The following is a 19,540-nucleotide window of genomic DNA, read 5'->3' on the forward strand; positions in this document are numbered from 1 at the left end:
GCGCTCTCACCCCACCAGCTCCACCAGCACCGCCCTGGCCCGCGCCACGCGGGACCGCACTGTCCCCACGGGACACCCGCTCACCACAGCCGCCTCCTCGTACGACAGCCCCAGCATCTGCGTCAGAACGAATGCCTCACGCCGCTCCTCGGGCAACGTGGCCAGCAGGTCGAGCAGCACTATCCCCTCGTCGAAGCCGGGCACGCCCCGCGGCTGAGCGCGCTCGGCCGCGGCCTGCCAGTCCGCACCGTCATACCGGCGGGGCCGGGCCGCGGCATGCCGGAAACCGTCGATCACCGCGCGGCGGGCGATGGACAGCAGCCAGGCCCGCGCCGAGGACCGCCCCTCGAACCGGTGCAGACTGCCGAGCGCCCGCAGGAACGTGTCCTGGGCGAGGTCGTCCACGGCCTGCGGGTCGGCGCACAGGTAGGAGACATAGCGCAGCACGTCATGGTGCAGCGCGCGGACGAAGTGGTCGACGGCGTCGGCGTCACCGGCACGGGCGGCGAGCGCCCAGGCGGTGGCGGAGGCGTCGGCGGACTCCCGTCGGGTGCGGAACTCGGCCGGGGCGGGCGGGGCGGAAGTGATCACCAGGTGTCCTTCTCGGGTCAGCCGGGATCCGGGCCACCGCTGTCATGGCGGTGCCACCGATGTGATGGCGGTGCACAGGGGTGCGCGGCGGTCCGGTGAGGGGATGCGGCCGTGCGGCGACCACGTGTGCGGGCAGCACATACGTGGGGGCACGACCGAGCCCGAGGCGCACAGGGGCTTCCTCGGGGTGCCGTCTGTCGTCAGGCGACAGCGGTCCCCGGGGGCGGTCCCCGGTGGGTGATCGCGTGGACGAGAAGGAGAAGCCGGGGCTCCCGCTCCGAGCGGGGCCGGCGCACCCGCAGACGCGGGCGGTGCGGAGTGGCGGGCAGGGCGAGCAACAGCCGCAGCGGGGCCGCGAGCCGTCCCGCGACGGCCCGCAGGATACGGAACGCGGCCCTCTCGCCGTACGCCAGCCAGAGGCCGGTCAGGAGCGCGGCGAGCAGGTGGGCGGCGTACATCCCGAACGGCATCCAGAACGAGAGAGCACCGACGCCCGCTGACGTCCCCATGGGGGACATATCCATGGAGTCCATGCCACTCGTGTGCATGGACTCCATGTGCATCGCGCCAGTGTCCTGTGCCGCCGGTGCGGGCTGCGCGAGGGTGAACGCCGAGTGCAGGGCCGTCTGGGCAGCGACCACGACGGCCACGATCAGCGGGAGTCCGCGTTCACGGCCGGTCAGACACCAGCCCGCGCCCCCGGTGAGGACCAGGCTCGCTGCCAGTGTCCATCCGGGCACATGGGTGCCGGACATGAGGACGTGGCCCAGGGCGGCGAGCAGCACACAGACGGCCGCGAACACCGCGGCCCGTACCGTGCGAGAACACCACCCTGCCGTCATGGCGCCTCATCCTTCCACCCGGGCACCGATCACCACCTGTGGGTACGCAGATCCACAGGTTCCCGCTCACTGCGTACGGCGGCTCCGTACGACGGCGAGGGCCCCCGCCGCGAGCCCCAGCACGCCCACGACCAGCCCGGCGACGCCGAGACCGCGGGCGGTGGAGTCGCTCGCGGAGGTCTTCGACGCCTTGGACGCGACCGCGGAGGTCTGCGACGCGGTGGCCGACGTGGTCCCGGCCGGCGTCAGCTTGAGGACCGGCGCCGGGTTCTCCGGCTCCTCGTCGCCCTGGGCGGCCTCCTCGATCCAGCGGACGACCTTCCCGTCGGAGTAGGTCTGGAGAGTCTTGAAGGTCAGCCGGGCGGTGTCGTCGGGGAGTTGACCGAAGGCTACGTCGAAGTCCTCGTACTGCCCTGGGCCGATCTTCCCGCCGGTCCAGGTGACCTCGGAGACCGCGTCGGTGATCGTGCCGTCGTCCGTCTTGACCGGTGTCGTGAGCTTGGTGTCCGTGACCTTCGCGGTCCACCCGTCGTGCGGGGAGACGAGCACGCCGAGCAGCGGGTGGTCGGTGGGCAGGAACAGCTGGACCTTCGTGGTGCTCGCGGTGTCGCTCTCGTCGGGGACCCGGAAGGTCAGGGCACCGTCGGTGGCGCCCTTGGCGTAGCTGTCGGGGTGGACGGTGACGTGCGCGGAGGCGGCGCCCGCGGCGGTCAGTACCGCGGCGGCGGCGAGGGCGCCGGCGACGCCGACTCGGCGCAGGGAGGTGCGTGCTGAGGACATGGCTGAGGAATCTCCGTACTGACAGGAAAGGGAGGAAAGGGTCAGATCGCGTACGGGATCGTGGTGGGCGGTCCGCGCCGGTGGACCGTGTGGCGGAGCAGGAGGGGACGAGGTGCGCACGGGCCGTCGGCCGGTGGGCGTACCGGGTCCGGGGCGACCGGTTCGCCGTACCCCCGCCACCAGGCCGCGAGGCCCGGTACGAGCGCGACCGCCCGGCGCAGCAGGGACCACAGGGCCGCCTCGCCGCGTCGGAGCCACCAGGTCAGCAGGAGAGCGGCCGAGACATGGGCGGCGGTGGCATGCGGGGTCAGGGCGTGGGGGTGCGGTGCCGCCATATGCGCCATGCGCAGGCCGTGCAGGGTCATCGTGTGCGTCGCCGGCATGTGGTGCATCGCCATGCCGTACGGCGTCCCCGTAGAGCGCGAGCGAGCCGCGCCGAAGCCCAGATGCAGCCCGCCCTGGGAAGTGAGGGTCGCTCCGCCGATGGCCTTGAGCGACCGCTCCCGGCCGCCGAGCAGCCAGCCGGTCACGAACATCGGCACGAACCCGGCCGCCTGCGCCCACACCGGCGGTGCCATCCCGGTCGCCAGTGCGTGGCCCCCGGTGGCCAGCAGCACGCACAGCGCGGCGAACACCGCCGCGCGCAGGCTCCGGACCGCTGGGGACGCTCTCATGGCGACCGATACTCCCACCTGTGGCCCGGGGCTCGCTGACGGGCCCGGTCAATAGATGTCACGCACATAGCGCTTGTCCGTGGCGAGTTGCTTCACATAGGCCGCCGCGCCCGCCTGGTCCAAGCCGCCGTGGAGGACCGCGATGTCCCTGAGCGCCTGGTCGACGTCCTTCGCCATGCGGGAGGCGTCGCCGCACACGTAGAAGTGGGCGCCGTCCTGGAGCCAGGACCACAGCAGCGGGCCGTGTTCGCGCATCCGGTCCTGGACGTAGACCTTCGCGCGCTGGTCACGGGAGAAGGCGGTGTCCAGGCGGGCGAGGGTGCCGTCCGCGAGGAACCCGGTCAGCTCGTCCTCGTAGTAGAAGTCGGTCGCCTTGTGCTGTTCGCCGAAGAACAGCCAGTTCGGGCCCCGGTGGCCGAGAGCGCGGCGCTGCTCCAGGAAGCCGACGAAGGGGGCGACGCCGGTGCCGGGGCCGACCATGACCATGGGCGTGCCGGAGTCGGCCGGCGGGCGGAAGTGCGGGGAACGCTGGACGTGCACGGGCACCGGGGTGTCCGCGGCGGCGTCGGCGAGGAAGGGCGAGCAGACACCCTGGCGGGGCCTGCCGTGCAGGTTCTCGTAGCGCACGACGGAGACGGTCAGCGAGACCAGGTGCGGGTCGGTCAGCGGGCTGGACGATATGGAGTACAGCCGCGGCTGGAGGCGTCCGAGGGTCTGCGTCCACTCCTGCGGGCCGGCCGTCACGCCGTACTCGGTGATCACGTCCACGGCCTGGCGGCCCCAGCCCCACTTGGCGAGCTCGTCCTTGTTGTCCGGGCGCAGGAGCTTCTTCAACTCCCTTGGGTCCCGGGTGCGTTCGGCGACGAACCGGAGCAGGCCGGGGGTGATCCTGGTGATGTCGAGGTGCCGCAGGAACGCCTCGCCGAGCGGGACCTCTCCCACGCCGTTCACGTCCACCGCGGCCCCGGCGTCCAGGCCGGTGACCGCCAGCCACTCCTCGACCAGGTCCACCGAGTTGAGCGGCCGGATGCCGAGGGCGTCCCCGGCGTCGTAGAGGAGCGGGCTCTCGCTGTCGCGGGTGTCGAAGGTGAACCTGCGGACCTCCTTGCCGGCGCCGGGCAGACTCAGGAGGCGGTTGCCGGTGAGGCGGGCGAGGACGGGGACGGGCTTCTTGGAGCGGGGCCGGGCGGCCGGGGGCGCCGGGGGTGTGACCGGGGGTGCCTGGATCACTGTGGGGGCGGAGGGGCGGGTGTCGGCCGCGCTGGTGTCGGAGATCCCGGTGTCGGCCGCCGGGGTGTCGGACAGCGCCGTCAGGACCTGGTCCAGCCAGCCGTGCGCCGCGTCCTCGAAGTCCGGTTCGCAGTCCGTGCGTGGGGCGAGCCGCCGCGCGCCCAGTTCGTCGAGGCGCTGGTCCAGGCGGCGGCCGTGCCCGCAGAAGTCGTCGTACGACGAGTCGCCGAAGGCCAGCACGGCGTACCGGCGGCCCTCCAGGCGGGGGGTGCCGGGGTCGGCCAGCGTCTCCCAGAAGCCACTGCCGTTGTCGGGGGCGTCGCCGTCGCCGAAGGTGCTGGTGATCAGCAACAGGTCGGCTCCGGGCGGCAGTTCGCCGAGGTCTGCCTGGTCCATGCCGACCATGGACGTGCTGTGGCCGGAGGTGGTGAGCCGCTCGGCGGTGGCGGCCGCGAACTCCTCGGCGTTGCCGGTCTGCGAGGCCCACAGGATGACGACCTCACGGCGCAGCAGTGTGGCCGAGGGCTGTGTGGCCCCCGCCCGTGAGTACATCCCGGCGAGTGTGCCGTTCACCCACAGGGCGTGTTCGGGGGTGAAGGGCGCGTCGGGCGGCAGGACCGGCACGCCGGGCACCCCGGCGGGGACCCCGGCAAGGAAGCCGACCAGGTACTGACGTTCCTGCGCGGTGAGGACGGGCGGCGGTGCGGGGTGGAGGCCGAAGACGGACGCGGCCATGGACGCGGGGGGAACCGCCTCAGCGACCGCCGGCGCAGCTTCCGGAGCCGGAGCCACCGCGGCCGCCGGAGCCCGCAAGGTCACCGGCACGGCCACCTTCGTCAGCGACACCGCGCACACCTTGAACTCCGGCTGGAACGACAGCGGGTCCACCGCGTCGCTCGTCACCGCGTTGACGCTCAGGTACTCCCCGAACAGGTCGTTCCAGTGGAAGGGCGCGAAGCAGCACCCGGGCCGCACCCGGTCCGTCACGACGGCCGGCAGCACGGCCCGGCCGCGCCGGGAGGCCACCTCGACGGAGTCGCCGTCGGCCACCCCCAGGGCCGACGCGTCCTGGGGGTGCAGTTCCACGAAGGGCCCGGGGTTCAGCTTGTTCAGCTTCGCCACCTTCGCCGTCTTGGTCAGCGTGTGCCACTGGTGCTGGAGCCGTCCGGTGTTGAGGACGAACGGGTAGTCGTCGTCCGGCATCTCGGTCGGCGGGATGTGCGGCCGGGCGTAGAAGACGCCCCGCCCGCTCGCGGTGGGGAACCTCAGCGAACCGTCCTCCCCCACGTACCGGATCGGGTTCCGGTCCGGCCCGTCCGGACTCGCCGCGGGCCACTGCACCGGCGTCTCCCGCAGCCGCTCGTACGAGACCCCGCGCAGGTCCCAGCCCGTCTTCGGGTTCCAGGCCTGCTTGATCTCCTCGAAGACGGCCTCCGCGCTGTCGTAGGAGAACCCCTTCTCGTACCCCATCTCGCACGCGACGGCCGCGATGATCCGCCAGTCCGCCATCGCCTCGCCGGGCGGGTCGGCCACCGCCGGGGTCAGCGTGAGGTTGCGCTCGCTGTTGACGAAGACGCCCTCGCCCTCCGTCCACAGCGCGCCGGGCAGCACGACGTCGGCGTAGGCGTTGGTCTCGGTGTCGGCGAAGACGTCCTGCGTGACGACGAACTCGGCGGCCTCCAGTCCCTCGATGACCGTGCGGCGGTTGGCGACCGAGGCGACCGGGTTGGTGCAGATGATCCAGCAGGCCTTGATCTCGCCGTCGGCCATCTTCTGGAACATCTCGACCGTGCCCTTGCCGACGCCGTCGGCGCGCAGGGTGTCCGGGGGCAGCTCCCAGAGGTCCTCCATGAAGGCCCGCTCGTCGTCGACGAGGACGGACCGCTGGCCGGGCAGGCCCGGGCCCATGTAGCCCATCTCGCGGCCGCCCATGGCGTTGGGCTGGCCGGTGAGGGAGAAGGGGCCGCTGCCGGGGCGGCAGATGGCACCCGTGGCGAGATGGAGGTTGACCACGGCGTTGGTGTTCCAGGTGCCGTGGGTGGACTGGTTGAGCCCCATGGTCCACAGGCTCATCCACTCACCGGCCGATCCGATGAGCCGCGCCGCCTCCCGGATGTCCTCCTCGGCGAGGCCCGTCATCTCGGCCACCGCGGCGGGCGCGTAGTCCGCGAGGAACTCCGGCATCGCCTCCCAGCCCTCGGTGTGGGCGGCGACGAACTCGGGGTCGATGCGGCCCTCGGCGTGCAGCAGGTGCAGCAGGCCGTTCAGCAGCGCGAGGTCGGCACCCGGCTTGATCTGCAGGAACAGGTCCGCCTTCGCGGCCGTGGCGGTGCGCCGCGGATCGACGACGATCACCTTGGCGCCCGCCGACTTCACCCGCTCCATCATCCTGAGGAACAGGATGGGATGGCAGTCGGCCATGTTGGAGCCGATGACGAAGAAGAGGTCGGCCTGCTCGAAGTCCTGGTACGAGCCGGGCGGACCGTCCGCCCCGAGCGACAGCTTGTAGCCGGTGCCGGCGCTGGCCATGCACAGCCGGGAGTTCGACTCGATCTGGTTGGTGCCCATGAACCCCTTGGCGAGCTTGTTCGCCAGGTACTGCGCCTCCAGGCTCATCTGGCCGGAGACGTAGAGCGAGACCGCGTCGGGACCGTGCTCGTCGATGATCTCCCGCAGCCGCCGGGCCGTCTCGGTGATCCCCACGCCGACGGCTTGTGGCACCGGCTCCTCGCCCCGCTCGGGCCGTACCAGGGCCGTGGACAGCCGCCCGGGCGCGGCGAGCAGGTCGGCGGTGGTGGCGCCCTTGGTGCAGAGCTTGCCGAAGTTGGCGGGGTGCTCCTTGTCCCCGGACGCCTTCAGGACCGTACGCCGTCCGTCCGGGCCGGTGCCGATGTCGAGGACCAGGCCGCAGCCCACACCGCAGTACGAGCAGACCGTCCGCACCACGGGCACGCCTCCCTGAGCTCAGTCGTTTCGATCTCCTCCGACCGTACGAAATGCCCATTACGCAGATGTCTCCCGAGCCGTTCATCAGGGGTTACACCGCCCGCACACCTCACCGGCCAGTGTTGTGAGCGCCTTTGCGTGCCGGAGGAGCCCCGAACCGAGGCGCCACAGATTTGGAACGGTTCCATTTCTTGAACCATTCGTGTTTGTGGGGGTAGGTTGGTCGCATGACCGCCCCCCGGCTTCCGAACACCGCCGACGAGCTGCGCGGTGCCGGCCTGCGGGTGACGGCCGCGCGCGTCGCACTGCTCGAGACCGTCCGGGCCGGTGACCACCTCGCGGCCGACGCGCTCGCCACGGGAGTGCGTGACCGTCTCGGCCACATATCCCTCCAGGCCGTGTACGAGGCCCTGCACTCGCTCACCGCGGCGGGTCTCGTGCGCCGCCTCGAGCCGCCCGGCAGCCCGGCACGGTTCGAGGGACGGGTCGGGGACAACCACCATCACCTGGTCTGCCGGTCGTGCGGGGCCGTCGTCGACGTCGACTGTGCCGTCGGTCACGCGCCCTGCCTGACAGCTTCGGACGACCGCGGCTTCTCGATCGACGAGGCCGAGGTCATCTACTGGGGCCTGTGCCCCGACTGTTCCCCCCAAAGGCTTATTTCAGCACCGTGATCCACCCAGTTCGGAAGGACTGAAATGTCTGAGAACCCCGATGCAATCGTCACCGACGCCAAGACTGAGGGCACCGGTGGCTGCCCGGTCGCGCACGGGCGCGCCCCGCACCCGACCCAGGGCGGTGGCAACCGCCAGTGGTGGCCGGAGCGGCTGAACCTGAAGATCCTCGCCAAGGACCCCGTCGTGGCGAACCCGCTCGGTGCGGACTTCGACTACGCCGAGGCCTTCCAGGCCCTCGACCTGGACGCCGTGAAACGGGACATCGCCGAGGTGCTCACCACCTCGCAGGACTGGTGGCCCGCGGACTTCGGCAACTACGGCCCGCTGATGATCCGGATGGCCTGGCACAGCGCCGGCACCTACCGCATCAGTGACGGCCGCGGCGGTGGCGGCCGTGGCCAGCAGCGCTTCGCGCCGCTGAACAGCTGGCCGGACAACGGCAACCTGGACAAGGCCCGCCGTCTGCTGTGGCCGGTGAAGAAGAAGTACGGCCAGTCCATCTCCTGGGCCGACCTCATGATCCTCACCGGCAACGTCGCGCTGGAGACCATGGGCTTCGAGACCTTCGGCTTCGCCGGCGGCCGCGCCGACGTCTGGGAGGCCGACGAGGACGTCTACTGGGGTCCCGAGACCACCTGGCTCGACGACCAGCGCTACACCGGCGACCGTGAGCTCGAGAACCCGCTCGGCGCCGTCCAGATGGGCCTCATCTACGTCAACCCCGAGGGCCCCAACGGCAACCCGGACCCGCTCGCCGCGGCCCGCGACATCCGCGAGACGTTCCGCCGGATGGCGATGAACGACGAGGAGACCGTCGCCCTCATCGCCGGTGGCCACACCTTCGGCAAGACCCACGGCGCGGGCCCGGCCGACGCGGTCGGCAACGACCCCGAGGCCGCCTCCATGGAGGAGCAGGGCCTGGGCTGGAAGTCCACCCACGGCACCGGCAAGGGCGGCGACGCCATCACCTCCGGTCTCGAGGTCACCTGGACCACCAAGCCCACCCAGTGGAGCAACGACTTCTTCGACATCCTCTTCGGCTACGAGTGGGAGCTCACCCAGAGCCCCGCCGGTGCCAACCAGTGGGTGGCCAAGGACTCGCAGGAGATCATCCCGGACGCCCACGACCCGTCGAAGAAGCGTCGGCCCACGATGCTCACCACCGACCTCTCGCTGCGCTTCGACCCGATCTACGGCGAGATCTCGAAGCGCTTCCACGAGAACCCGGACCAGTTCGCGAACGCCTTCGCCCGCGCCTGGTACAAGCTGACCCACCGTGACCTGGGCCCGAAGTCCCTGTACCTCGGCCCGGAGGTCCCGGCGGAGACGCTGCTGTGGCAGGACCCGCTGCCGCAGGCCGAGGGCGAGACCATCGACGCCGGCGACGTCGCGTCCCTGAAGGCCAAGGTCCTGGAGACGGGCCTGACCGTCTCGCAGCTGGTGTCGACGGCGTGGGCCTCGGCGTCCACCTTCCGCGGCAGCGACAAGCGCGGCGGCGCCAACGGCGCCCGCATCCGCCTGGAGCCGCAGCGCGGCTGGGAGGTCAACGACCCGGAGCAGCTCGGCCAGGTCCTGCGTGTCCTGGAGGGCGTCCAGGCCGAGTTCAACACCGGTGCCAAGAAGGTCTCCCTGGCCGACCTGATCGTCCTCGCGGGTGCCGCGGCGGTCGAGCAGGCCGCCAAGGACGCGGGCTACTACGTGGAGGTCCCCTTCACGCCGGGTCGCGTGGACGCCACCGAGGAGCACACCGACGTGGAGTCCTTCGCGGCGCTGGAGCCGGTCGCGGACGGCTTCCGCAACTACCTCGGCAAGGGCAACCGCCTGCCGGCCGAGTACCTGCTGCTCGACAGGGCGAACCTGCTCACCCTGAGCGCCCCCGAGATGACCGCCCTCGTCGGTGGTCTGCGTGTTCTCGGCGCCAACCAGGGCGGCACGACGCACGGCGTCTTCACCGACCGTCCGGGCGTCCTGACCAACGACTTCTTCGTCAACCTGCTCGACCTGGGCACGACGTGGAAGTCCACCTCGGAGGACCAGACCGCCTTCGAGGGCCGCGACGCGGAGACCGGCAAGCTGAAGTGGACCGGCACCCGTGCCGACCTGGTCTTCGGCTCCAACTCCGAGCTGCGCGCCCTCGCGGAGGTCTACGCGAGCGACGACGCGAAGGAGAAGTTCGTGAAGGACTTCGTCGACGCGTGGGTCAAGGTCTCGAACCTGGACCGCTTCGACCTGGTCTGATCGACTGAACGCCACAGGGGCCGGTCCACATGGACCGGCCCCTCTGGCATGTCTAGTCGAGCGTGGCCACGAACTTCCCGAGCCGCGCGATCCCCTCGCGCAGTTCGTCGGCCGAGGCGGCGTAGGACAGCCGTACGTGGGTCTCGGCGGTCCCCACCCCGAAGTCCCGCCCCGGTGTGAGGGCGACATGCGCCTCCTGGAGCGCCCGTCCGCAGAACTCCCACGAGCTGAGCCCGGTGCCGCTGACGTCGAAGTACACGTAGAACGCCCCGTCGGGCGGCACGGGCACCGGCAGCCCGATCTGCTCCAGCCCCTCGAGGACCAGCGCCCGCCGCCGCCCGAACTCGGCCCGCCGCTCCTCGCACACGGCGAGCGATTCGGGCGTGAAACACGCGAGCGCGGCGTGCTGGGCGGGGGTGGAGGCACAGATCATGTAGTTCTGGGCCAGCCGCTCCAGCGCGGGCACCAGCGCCTCGGGCACGACACACCACCCCAGCCGCCAGCCGGTCATCCCGAAGTACTTGGAGAAGCTGTTGATGACGACGGCCTCCCGGTCGTACGACAGCACACTGCGCGGCGGCCGTCCCTGCGCGTCGTGATCGCCGAGGTCGAGGTAGATCTCGTCGACGATCCGCCAGGCGTCCCGCTCCCGGGCGAGCTCGCAGATGGCCGCCAGCTCGTCGGCCGGGACGGAGGTGCCGGTCGGGTTGGAGGGGCTGGCGACCATGGTCCCGCGGGTGCGGTCCGTCCAGTACGACCGCACCGAGGCCGTGTCCAACTGGTACCGCGATTCGGCACTGGTGGGCACGAGGGTGACCCGCGCACCGAAGCTCTCGGCGATCTGCCGGTTGCAGGGGTAGGACGGGTCGGCGATGAGCACCTCGTCCCCCGGGTCGACGAGGGCGGCGGCGCCCAGCACCAGCGCCGCCGACGCCCCCGCGGTCACGACGACCCGGCCCGGATCGACGTCGACGCCGTGCTGATCGCCGTAGAACCGCGCTATGGCCTGCCGCAGTTCGGGCAGCCCGAGCGCTCCGGTGTAGCTCATGGGCCTGCTGCCCACGGCCTCCCGCAGCGCGTCCAGCACGGCCGGCGGCGCCCCGAAGTCCGGCTCCCCGAGACTGAGCTTGACGACGCGGTGCCCCTCGGCCTCCAGCGCCGCGGCGTGCTTGCCGAACTCCATGGCGTAGAACGGCGCGACGGACTGGGCGCGCTGCGAGATCCTCATGCGGGAATCATGCCAAAGTCGACGAAGGCCTAAGAACCCGCAGGTCAGACCTGGTCGGAGAGCTTCGGCTCGGTCCGGGCCGCCCGACGTTGGCGTATCACCGCGTAGGCCACAACGGCCAGGGCGACCAGGGTGGACAGGACGACCTGGTCCCGGCCTCCGCCGTCCGCGGTGTCGGTGAGCATGTAGCCCAGGACGAAAGTGATCAGGGCGATGGTGGCCCAGGTGAGGTAGGGGTAGAGCCACATCCGGACGACCAGCTTCTCCGGCGACTCCCGCTGGATGATCTTGCGCATCCGCAGCTGGGAGAAGCAGATCACCAGCCAGACGAACAGGGCGATCGCACCGGAGGAGTTGAGCAGGAACTGGAAGACGGTGTCGGGCCACAGGTAGTTGAAGGCGACCGCGACGAAGCCGAAGACCACCGAGGCCAGGATGGCCGCCTGCGGCACACCGCGGCCCGTGGTCCGCCCGAACGCGGCCGGGGCGTCGCTGCGGCGGCCGAGCGAGAAGGCCATGCGCGAGGCCGTGTACAGGCCGGAGTTGAGGCAGGACAGCACGGAGGTCAGCACGATGGTGTTCATGATCTGGGCGGCGTGCGGGATGCCGATGGAGCTGAGGGCGGCGACGTACGAGCCGTCCTTGAGGATGGCCGGGTCGTTCCAGCGCAGCAGCGACACCACGATCAGGATCGAGCCCAGGTAGAACACCGCGATCCGCCAGATCACGCTGTTGGTGGCCTTGGTGACGGCGGCCCGCGGGTCGGCGGTCTCACCCGCGGCGAGGGTGACGATCTCGCTGCCCATGAAGGAGAAGACCACCATCAGGACGCCGGTGAGGATCGCTCCGGGGCCGTTGGGCAGGAAACCGCCGTGCGCGGTGAGGTTGGAGAAACCGGAGGCCGGGTGGTCCGAACCGGGCAGCAGCCCGAAGATCGCGAGCCCTCCGACCACGATGAACGCGGCGATCGCGACGACCTTGATGCCGGCGAACCAGAACTCGAACTCGCCGTAGGAGCTGACCGAGACCAGGTTGGTGGCGGTCAGGACGACCATGACGATCAGGGCCCAGCCCCACTGCGGGACCGCCGGCATCCAGCCGGCCAGGATCTTGGCCCCGGCGGTCGCCTCGACGGCGAGCACCACGACCCAGAAGAACCAGTACAACCAGCCGATGGTGAAGCCCGCCCAGCGGCCCAGCGCGCGGTCGGCGTAGGCGGAGAACGAGCCCGAGGTGGGGTTGGCCGCGGCCATCTCGCCGAGCATGCGCATCACGAGGACGACGAGGACGCCGACGAGGGCGTACGAGACGAGGATGCCGGGGCCTGCGGCGGCGATGCCGGAGCCGGAGCCGACGAACAGGCCGGCGCCGATGACACCGCCGATCGCGATCATCGACAGATGGCGGTTCTTGAGACCGGCCTGCAGGCCACCGGACTCCGCGGGAGGGGTTTCGGGGAGGGTTGCTGTCATGGACCGGGAAATTAGTTCAGCACGATCAGAAAAAACAGTCTTGTTTAAGTGTTCATGTTGCTCTATTTTCCGTACATGCAGAGCACGCCGTGCCACCGTCCCCCGTAACCCCGCTCAGCAGGCCGTTAGGGTGGCGTCGTGGTGAACGCAGCGGGCAAGTTCGGGCCCTACAACCAGGCGGCGGCCGCGCAGGTCGGCGGGGTGTGGGACACCCGCGTCCTGGCCGGCCGGGGCACCACGGGAGCCGAACTCGTCCGGTCCAGGATCGCCCTGCGGATACGGCTGAGGTCCGTGGCGCCGGGCGACCGGCTGCCGGACGCGGGCGTTCTCGCCGAGGAACTGGGGATCAGTGAGATCACCGTGCGCCGCGCGCTGGAGGCCATGTGCCAGGACGGCCTGCTCGACCGCCGTCGGGGCCGTTCGGGCGGCACCTTCGTCGCGGCCGACTGGGACACGGTCGTCGCCGTGCTGCACGACGCCGAGGAGGCGGCCTCGCTGGAATCCTTCCATCTGCTGCTCGAATGCGGTCTCGTGGCGCACGGCACGGGGGAGATCCCGGACGGACGGCTCGACGGACTGCACGCCCTGGTCGAGGAGCTGGACCTGGCCGAGGACCCGGCCCGGCTGCTCGAACTGGAGACGCGCTTCCACCTCGACCTGGCCGAGGCGCTCGGCGGCGTCGGGATCCGTGAGTTCGCCGCCGACCTGCTCGGCCGCCAGTGCCTGCTGGGGCCCGCGCCCGCCCCTTCGGTCGTACGGGCCCGCAACCGCTGCCACGCCGACCTGCTCGACCAACTCACCCGCGGCGCGATGGACCCGGCGGTACGCGCGGTGAAGGCGCACCGGCACGCCGGCCTGAACTGATCACTTCTCCCCCTTTCCCGTGCCGCCGACCTCGCAGAAGGAGCTGTCCCATGCCGGTACCCGAGCCTGTCGGCCCCTCGTCGACGTCGGGCCCCGCCGGCGGCGCGCCGCAGCGGTTGCGCGGCGGTGTCCTCGGCATGGCGGACATCGCCGCCGCCACGATGGCCAACGTCGGTCCGGCGATGAGCTTCTTCTTCGGCTTCGCCTTCCTCGCCACCACCGCGGGGATCGCGTCCCCGCTGACCATCGTGGCGGCTGGGGTGGCGGTCGCGCTGCTCGGCAACACACTGGCCGAGTTCTCCCGGGCCCACCCCTCGGCGGGCAGTTTCACCACCTTCGTCGGCAAGACCTTCGGTCCGGTCAGCGCGGTGACCACAGCCCTGCTGGCCGGACTCGGCTACATCATCGCGATGGCCTCGGTGATCGCGATCTCGGGTGGCTTCGTACAGATCACCCTGCACCACTACACGGGCGTCGACGTGCCGTGGATCGTCTGGACGCTGCTGCTCACCGGTTGCTCGGTGGTGCTGATGCTGCGCGGGATCGTCGTCTCCACCAAGTGGGCCGGCTACTTCTTCGGCGTGGAGATGCTGGTGCTCGTCGTGGTCTCGGTCGCGGCGATCGTCGAGCATCGCGGCGCCCTCTCCGCCGCGCCGTTCCTGCCCGGCCATCTCACCCACGGCCTCAAGGGGCTGGCGGCCGGATTCCCGCTGGCCGTGTACCTGTTCATCGGCTGGGAGAACTCGGCGGCCCTCGCCGAGGAGACGGAGAACCCACGGCGCAACGTCGGCCGCGCCGTGTTCTCCTCGGTCGCGATCATGACGGTGAGCTACATCCTCTTCTCCTACGCCACGGTGACCGGCTTCGGCTACGACCTGGACCGGCTCGGCGCCTCCCCCATCCCGTTCATCGACGTCGCCCAGCACACCCTCGGCGCGCTGGCGTTCCTCGCCTACGTGGGCGGCCTGACCTCCACCCTCGGCGTCCTGATCGCGGGCATCAACTCCCAGGCCCGCCTGGTCTTCAACGCGGGGCGCGAGGGGCTGCTGCCGTCCTTCTTCGGGTACGTCCATCCCACGCGCCGTACGCCGAACAACGCGATCGTCGCCTTCGCCGTCATCGCGCTGCTGATCATCGGCGGCTGGGGCCTGGGCCATCTGCTCGGCTCCGGCGGCGGTTCGATGAACCCCGTGGTCTTCTTCACGGAGTCCTCCAGTCTGGGCGCCATCCTGATCCTGCTGGTCTACCTGGCGTCCAACATCGCCCTCCCCCTCTACTACCGCCGATACCGCCCCCAGGAGTTCCGGCCCGTCCGCCACCTCGTCCTGCCCGCGATCGGCGCCCTCGCCATCCTGGTCCCCCTCTACTACCTGGCCAAGCCCGGCCAGCCGGCCCCGTACAGCTGGTTCCCGAACGCCGCTCTGGTCACGTTGCTCGCGGCCATCGGCTACGCGACCCTCCTGGTCCGCCGGGACCCGAGCCTCGCGGAGCGGGTGGGATCGGTGGTGGCGGACGCGGAGTGAGCCGGCCTACCAGTAGCTCGGCAGCCTCGGCGCCCGGTGGATCGGGCCGGTGGTCCGGGTCAGGGGTCGGCCCGTGCCCTGGTGGGCCTGGGCGATGATCTCCGCGGTGATGGAGACGGCCGTCTCCTCGGGCGTGCGGGCTCCGAGGTCGAGGCCGATCGGGGAACGCAGCCGGGCCAACCGGTCTTCCGTGACGCCCTGCTCGCGCAGGAGGCGCAGGCGCTCCTCATGGGTGCGCCGGGAGCCCATGGCCCCCACGTAGGCGACGGGCAGGTCGAGTGCCAGGCGCAGCAGGGGGATGTCGAACTTGGCGTCGTGGGTGAGGACGCAGACGGCGGTTCTCTCGTCCACCTCGGTGCGTTCCAGGTAGCGGTGGGGCCAGTCGACGACCACTTCGTCCGCGTGCGGGAAGCGGGCGGGGGTGGCGAAGACGGGGCGGGCGTCGCAGACGGTGACCCGGTGACCGAGGAAGCGGCCGGCCTGGCTGAGGGCGGCGGCGAAGTCGACCGCGCCGAAGATCAGCATGCGGGGGCGGGCGGCCGCCACGTGGACCAGGACGGACAGGTGCTCGGGGCACCCCTCCCCTGTCCCCCCGAGGTCGACGCGAGCGGTGCGGCCGGCCCGCAGCAGAGCCCTGGCCCGGTCGGCCACCGCCCGGTCCGCCGGCCCGCCGTCCACGCGTCCGTGGGCGGACTGATCGTCACCGAAGACGCCGAGGGTTGAGCCGAGGAAGTCGTCAGGGCCGTCGACGACCTGCGCCACGGCAGCAGGTCGGCTGTGTACGACCTCGGTGAGGGCGTCGGCGAGGTGCGGCCGGGTCGTGGGGTCGATGCGCTGGACGAGGACGTCGAGTTCGCCGCCGCAGGTCAGTCCGACGGCGAAGGCGTCGTCGTCGGAGTAGCCGAACGAGGCACGCTGCGGGGCACCTCGGTCATGCAGTACCTGTCGGCACAGTTCGTGGACCGCGCCCTCCACGCAGCCGCCGGAGATGCTGCCGACCGCGTCGCCTTCGTCTCCCACGGCGACCGACGTACCGACCGGCAGAGGAGCGCTGCCCCGTACGGCGACGACGGTGGCCAGGGCGAATGGGCGTGCCTCGCGGCACCAGCGGTGCAGTGTGTCCGCGATGTTCAGCATGGTTCTCCACGGCGGGACCAGGACGGGAAGGTGAGCGGGCCGCCGCCACGACGCGGGGAAACGTCACGCGGCGGCGGCCCCGGGAGGTCCGGCAGCCGGGCGGGGCAGGCTGCCGGACGAGTGGTGCGCACCCGGCCGGACCGAGGTCCGCGGATCAGAGCAACGCCTCGGCGGTGATGGGCAGTTCACGGATGCGGCGGCCGGTGGCGTTGAAGACCGCGTTGGCGATGGCGGGCGCCACCCCGATCATCACGAGCTCGCCGAGGCCCTTGACGCCGAGCGGGTCGGCCTCGGGGTCCTCTCCGTCCAGGTAGATCGCCTTGAGGTCGGGGATGTCGGCGTTGACGGGCACGAGGTAGTCGGCGAGGTTGGCGTTGACGATCCGCCCGTCTCGGTGGTCGGTGACCGTGTGCTCCAGCAGGGCCGTGCCGATGCCGCCGACCATGCCGCCGAGGGCCTGGCTGTCGGCGAGCTCGGGGCTGATGATGCGGCCCGCGTCGTACACGCCCAGTACGCGCCGCACCCGCACCAGGCCGAGCGTCGCGTCGACGGCCACCTCGGCGAAGGTGGCGTTGTAGCCGTAGAAGGAGTGCCGCTCGGGGCCCGACGGCGGCGCGAAGGAGCCGTCCGCCTCCAGGTGGGTGCGGCCGTTGCGGGCCAGCAGCCGCCGGTACGTCTCCCCGCGCGTGGGATCGCTCTTCACGTGCAGTCGGCCGCCCCGCACCACGACGTCGTCTGCCGCCACCCCGTACAGCGGCGACTCGCGGTCCGCGACGGCCAGTCGGATCGCCTGTCGGCGGACCTTGTTGCAGGCGTCGAGGGTGGCGGAGCCGACGCTGGCCATGGTCATCGAGCCGCCGTGCGGCGGGGTCGGCGGGTAGAGGGAGTCCCCCAGCCGGAAGGTGACCGTGCGCACGGTCAGTCCGAGGGCGTCGGCGGCGACCTGGGTCTGCGAGGTGTACGTACCCGGGCCCATGTCGGTGGCGGCGGCCTCGACCAGCGCGGTGCCGTCGGCGTCCAGGCGGGCCCGGGCCTGGGCCGGCATGCGCGCGGTGTCGTAGACGCCGGCGGCCATGCCCCTGCCGATCAGCCAGTCCCCCTCGCGCGTGGAGCGGGGCTCGGGATCGCGGCGGTGCCAGCCGAACTCGCGGGCGCCGACGGTGTAGCACTCGCGCAGCCGGCGGGTGGAGAACGGCAGACCGGACGACTCGTCCTCCGCCGGCTCGTTGCGCCGGCGCAGCTCGATCGGGTCGACGCCGAGCTCGTGGGCGAGTTCGTCCATGGCCGACTCGATGACGAAGGAGGCCGTCTGGAAGCCGGGGCCCCGCATGTACAGCGGCGTGGGCAGATCCAGGGGCACCGTCCGGTACCTCTGGCTGACGTTGGGCATGCTGTAGAGCATCTGCCCGGCCGCCAGGACGGACTCGGTGAACGTCTCGTACGAGGACGTCTCGGCGTCCAGCTCGTGCACCGCGGCGGACAGCCGGCCGCGCCGGTCGCTGCCGAGGCGCAGGTGGTACTCGTAGGAGGGCCGGAATCCGGTCCCGAGGTACATCTGCTTGCGGCTGAGGACCAGCTTGACCGGGCGCTTCGTCTCGCGGGCGGCCAGCGCGGCGACGACCACGTGCGGCCAGCAGCGCAGCGCCGTGCCGAAACCGCCGCCGACGAACGGCGAGATGACCCGCACCGCGGCCGTGTCCAGGCCGAACACCGCCGCGAGTTCGGTCTGCGTGCCCACCACCCACTGGGTCTTGTCCCACACGGTGAGCTTGTCGCCGTTCCAGCGGGCGATGGTGGCGTGCGGCTCCATCGGGTTGTGGTGGTTGCGCGCCGTGCGGTACGTCAGGTCCAGGCGTACGGCCGCCGAGCGCAGGGCCGCTTCGGCGTCGCCGCGTGCATAGTTGGTCGGCTCGTCGGGCTCGGCCTCAGTCAGGTCGGTCGAGGGCTGTGCGGCGTCGTAGCCGACCTTGACCAGACTCGCACCGTGCTGTGCGGCCTCCAAGGTGGTGGCCACCACGACGGCGACCGGCTGGCCGTGGAAGCGGACACGGTCGTCCTGGAAGACGCGGAGTCGCCGGCCGGGCGGGTTGTTCGACCCGGCGTTGTCGCGGTACGGCAGCTTCGGCGCGTTGCGGTGGTGGAGCACCTTCAGTACGCCCGGCAGGGCTTCGGCGGCACCGGTGTCGATCGAGGTGATGCGGCCGCGGCCGATGGCCGCGTCGACGATGACGGCGTGCACCGCCCCGTCGACGTCGTGCTCGGCGGCGTACAAGGCCTGTCCGGTGACCTTGAGCCGGCCGTCCACCCGGGACAGCGGCGCACCCACGGCTGCCTGTGGCTGGGGACTCACCTGGTACCTCCTACGACGCGCAGCTGGCGTTCGACGGTGCGCTTGAGCAGCTCGACCTTGAAGCGGTTGTGCTGCAGGGGACGGGCGCCGTCCGCCGCCTTCGCGGCGGCGGCCGACCAGAGGGCTCCCGAGGGGCGTTCACCGACGAGGTGCTGCTCGACGGCGGGCAGCTTCCAGGGCACGGTGCCCACGCCCCCGGCGGCGACCTTGGCCTCGCGGATCACCCCACCGCGTACATGCAGCGCTACGGCCGCCGACGTCAGGGCGAACTCGTACGACTGCCGGTCACGCACCTTCAGATAGCCGGACCTGAGCGGGCGCGGAAGAGCCGGGATCTCCACCGCCGTGATCAACTCACCTTTGCTCAGGGCCTGTTCGCGTTGCGGGGTGCTGCCGGGCCGCAACAGGAAGTCGGCGAAGGGGACTTGGCGTGCCCCGTCCGGGCCCAGCAGGTGCACCCGTGCCTCCAGGGCGGCGAAGGCCACGGCGGCATCGGAGGGATGGGTGGCCACGCAGGCGCCGGAGGTCCCGAGGATGGCGTGGGTGCGGTTGACGCCGTGCAGCGCGGCGCAACCGGAGCCGGGCTCGCGCTTGTTGCAGTCGGCGGTCACGTCCCGGAAGTACGTGCAGCGGGTGCGCTGCATGATGTTGCCGCCGATGGTCGCCATGTTCCGCAGCTGGGCGGAGGCGCTCAGCTCCAGCGCCTCGGAGACGACGGGATACAGGGTGCGCACCTTGGCGTGGGCGGCGGCCTCGGACATGGTCACCAGGGCGCCGATGCGCAAGCCCCCGCGCTCGCTGACGGTGATCTCGCCCAGCGGCAGGCCGGTGATGTCGACGAGGGTCTCGGGGCGTTCGACGGTCTCCCGCATGAGGTCGACCAGGGTGGTGCCCCCGGCGATGTAACGCCCGCCGCCGCGACCGGCGTTGAGGGCTTCACGGGTGTCGGAGACGCGGGTGTAGGAGAAGGGATGCATGGCGGCCGATC

Annotated in this window: 14 protein-coding genes; 4 read left to right on the forward strand and 10 right to left on the reverse strand. The window is 71.4% G+C overall.

Annotated features, from left to right (window positions below; translation table 11 throughout):
• Positions 1-6 precede the first annotated feature (6 nt).
• From M2157_RS13415 to M2157_RS13435, 5 genes are all read right to left on the reverse strand, one after another.
• Complete coding sequence (locus tag M2157_RS13415; RefSeq protein ID WP_280865359.1) at positions 7-591, reverse strand: sigma-70 family RNA polymerase sigma factor; 585 nt, start codon at positions 589-591, stop codon at positions 7-9.
• A gap of 200 nt (positions 592-791) precedes the next feature.
• Entirely contained in the window at positions 792-1,433 is a 642-nt protein-coding gene (locus M2157_RS13420; RefSeq protein WP_280865360.1) for a hypothetical protein, read from the reverse strand.
• 66 nt (positions 1,434-1,499) lie between these two features.
• Positions 1,500-2,213: a YcnI family protein gene (locus M2157_RS13425; RefSeq protein ID WP_280862047.1), complete on the reverse strand. Its 714-nt coding sequence runs from the start codon at positions 2,211-2,213 to the stop codon at positions 1,500-1,502.
• 41 nt (positions 2,214-2,254) lie between these two features.
• On the reverse strand, positions 2,255-2,887 hold the full coding sequence (locus M2157_RS13430) for a hypothetical protein (protein WP_280862048.1): 633 nt from the start codon (positions 2,885-2,887) through the stop codon (positions 2,255-2,257).
• Positions 2,888-2,935: 48 nt separating this feature from the next.
• Positions 2,936-7,063, reverse strand: coding sequence for a bifunctional nitrate reductase/sulfite reductase flavoprotein subunit alpha (locus M2157_RS13435; RefSeq protein WP_280865361.1), 4,128 nt, complete (start codon positions 7,061-7,063; stop codon positions 2,936-2,938).
• A 227-nt stretch (positions 7,064-7,290) separates the two neighbouring features.
• Here M2157_RS13435 and M2157_RS13440 point away from each other — a divergent pair, with 227 nt between their 5' ends.
• Positions 7,291-7,737: a Fur family transcriptional regulator gene (locus M2157_RS13440; RefSeq protein WP_266509129.1), complete on the forward strand. Its 447-nt coding sequence runs from the start codon at positions 7,291-7,293 to the stop codon at positions 7,735-7,737.
• A gap of 24 nt (positions 7,738-7,761) precedes the next feature.
• Complete coding sequence (gene katG / locus M2157_RS13445) at positions 7,762-9,978, forward strand: catalase/peroxidase HPI (RefSeq protein WP_280865363.1); 2,217 nt, start codon at positions 7,762-7,764, stop codon at positions 9,976-9,978.
• Between the two features lie 52 nt (positions 9,979-10,030).
• On the opposite strand, the gene M2157_RS13450 is transcribed toward katG, so the two are convergent.
• Complete coding sequence (locus tag M2157_RS13450) at positions 10,031-11,206, reverse strand: pyridoxal phosphate-dependent aminotransferase (RefSeq protein WP_280865364.1); 1,176 nt, start codon at positions 11,204-11,206, stop codon at positions 10,031-10,033.
• A 44-nt stretch (positions 11,207-11,250) separates the two neighbouring features.
• Positions 11,251-12,678: an amino acid permease gene (locus M2157_RS13455; RefSeq protein WP_280865365.1), complete on the reverse strand. Its 1,428-nt coding sequence runs from the start codon at positions 12,676-12,678 to the stop codon at positions 11,251-11,253.
• Between the two features lie 138 nt (positions 12,679-12,816).
• On the opposite strand from M2157_RS13455, the gene M2157_RS13460 reads away from it, so the two are divergent.
• Complete coding sequence (locus M2157_RS13460; RefSeq protein WP_280862052.1) at positions 12,817-13,542, forward strand: GntR family transcriptional regulator; 726 nt, start codon at positions 12,817-12,819, stop codon at positions 13,540-13,542.
• Between the two features lie 50 nt (positions 13,543-13,592).
• On the forward strand, positions 13,593-15,065 hold the full coding sequence (locus M2157_RS13465; RefSeq protein WP_280865366.1) for an APC family permease: 1,473 nt from the start codon (positions 13,593-13,595) through the stop codon (positions 15,063-15,065).
• A gap of 6 nt (positions 15,066-15,071) precedes the next feature.
• On the opposite strand, the gene M2157_RS13470 is transcribed toward M2157_RS13465, so the two are convergent.
• The 3 genes from M2157_RS13470 to M2157_RS13480 form a co-directional block, all read right to left on the reverse strand.
• On the reverse strand, positions 15,072-16,202 hold the full coding sequence (locus M2157_RS13470; RefSeq protein ID WP_280862054.1) for an XdhC/CoxI family protein: 1,131 nt from the start codon (positions 16,200-16,202) through the stop codon (positions 15,072-15,074).
• Between the two features lie 154 nt (positions 16,203-16,356).
• Positions 16,357-18,552: a xanthine dehydrogenase family protein molybdopterin-binding subunit gene (locus tag M2157_RS13475; RefSeq protein WP_280862055.1), complete on the reverse strand. Its 2,196-nt coding sequence runs from the start codon at positions 18,550-18,552 to the stop codon at positions 16,357-16,359.
• The gene (locus M2157_RS13480; RefSeq protein ID WP_280862056.1) at positions 18,549-19,529 is read right to left on the reverse strand and encodes a xanthine dehydrogenase family protein subunit M; all 981 of its coding nucleotides are present in this window, start codon (positions 19,527-19,529) and stop codon (positions 18,549-18,551) included. Before M2157_RS13480 ends, M2157_RS13475 begins: the two co-directional genes overlap by 4 nt.
• Positions 19,530-19,540 lie beyond the last annotated feature (11 nt).

It is taken from the genome of Streptomyces sp. SAI-127 (genome assembly GCF_029894425.1).
GTDB lineage: Bacteria > Actinomycetota > Actinomycetes > Streptomycetales > Streptomycetaceae > Streptomyces.

What these genes read in the sequence shown, in the direction of transcription:
- M2157_RS13420 (WP_280865360.1), bottom strand. Translation starts at nt 1,433, where the DNA reads ATGACGGCAGGGTGGTGTTCTCGCACGGTACGGGCCGCGGTGTTCGCG.
- M2157_RS13425 (WP_280862047.1), bottom strand. Translation starts at nt 2,213, where the DNA reads ATGTCCTCAGCACGCACCTCCCTGCGCCGAGTCGGCGTCGCCGGCGCC.
- M2157_RS13430 (WP_280862048.1), bottom strand. Translation starts at nt 2,887, where the DNA reads ATGAGAGCGTCCCCAGCGGTCCGGAGCCTGCGCGCGGCGGTGTTCGCC.
- M2157_RS13440 (WP_266509129.1), top strand. Translation starts at nt 7,291, where the DNA reads ATGACCGCCCCCCGGCTTCCGAACACCGCCGACGAGCTGCGCGGTGCC.
- katG (WP_280865363.1), top strand. Translation starts at nt 7,762, where the DNA reads ATGTCTGAGAACCCCGATGCAATCGTCACCGACGCCAAGACTGAGGGC.
- M2157_RS13450 (WP_280865364.1), bottom strand. Translation starts at nt 11,206, where the DNA reads ATGAGGATCTCGCAGCGCGCCCAGTCCGTCGCGCCGTTCTACGCCATG.
- M2157_RS13455 (WP_280865365.1), bottom strand. Translation starts at nt 12,678, where the DNA reads ATGACAGCAACCCTCCCCGAAACCCCTCCCGCGGAGTCCGGTGGCCTG.
- M2157_RS13465 (WP_280865366.1), top strand. Translation starts at nt 13,593, where the DNA reads ATGCCGGTACCCGAGCCTGTCGGCCCCTCGTCGACGTCGGGCCCCGCC.
- M2157_RS13470 (WP_280862054.1), bottom strand. Translation starts at nt 16,202, where the DNA reads ATGCTGAACATCGCGGACACACTGCACCGCTGGTGCCGCGAGGCACGC.
- M2157_RS13480 (WP_280862056.1), bottom strand. Translation starts at nt 19,529, where the DNA reads ATGCATCCCTTCTCCTACACCCGCGTCTCCGACACCCGTGAAGCCCTC.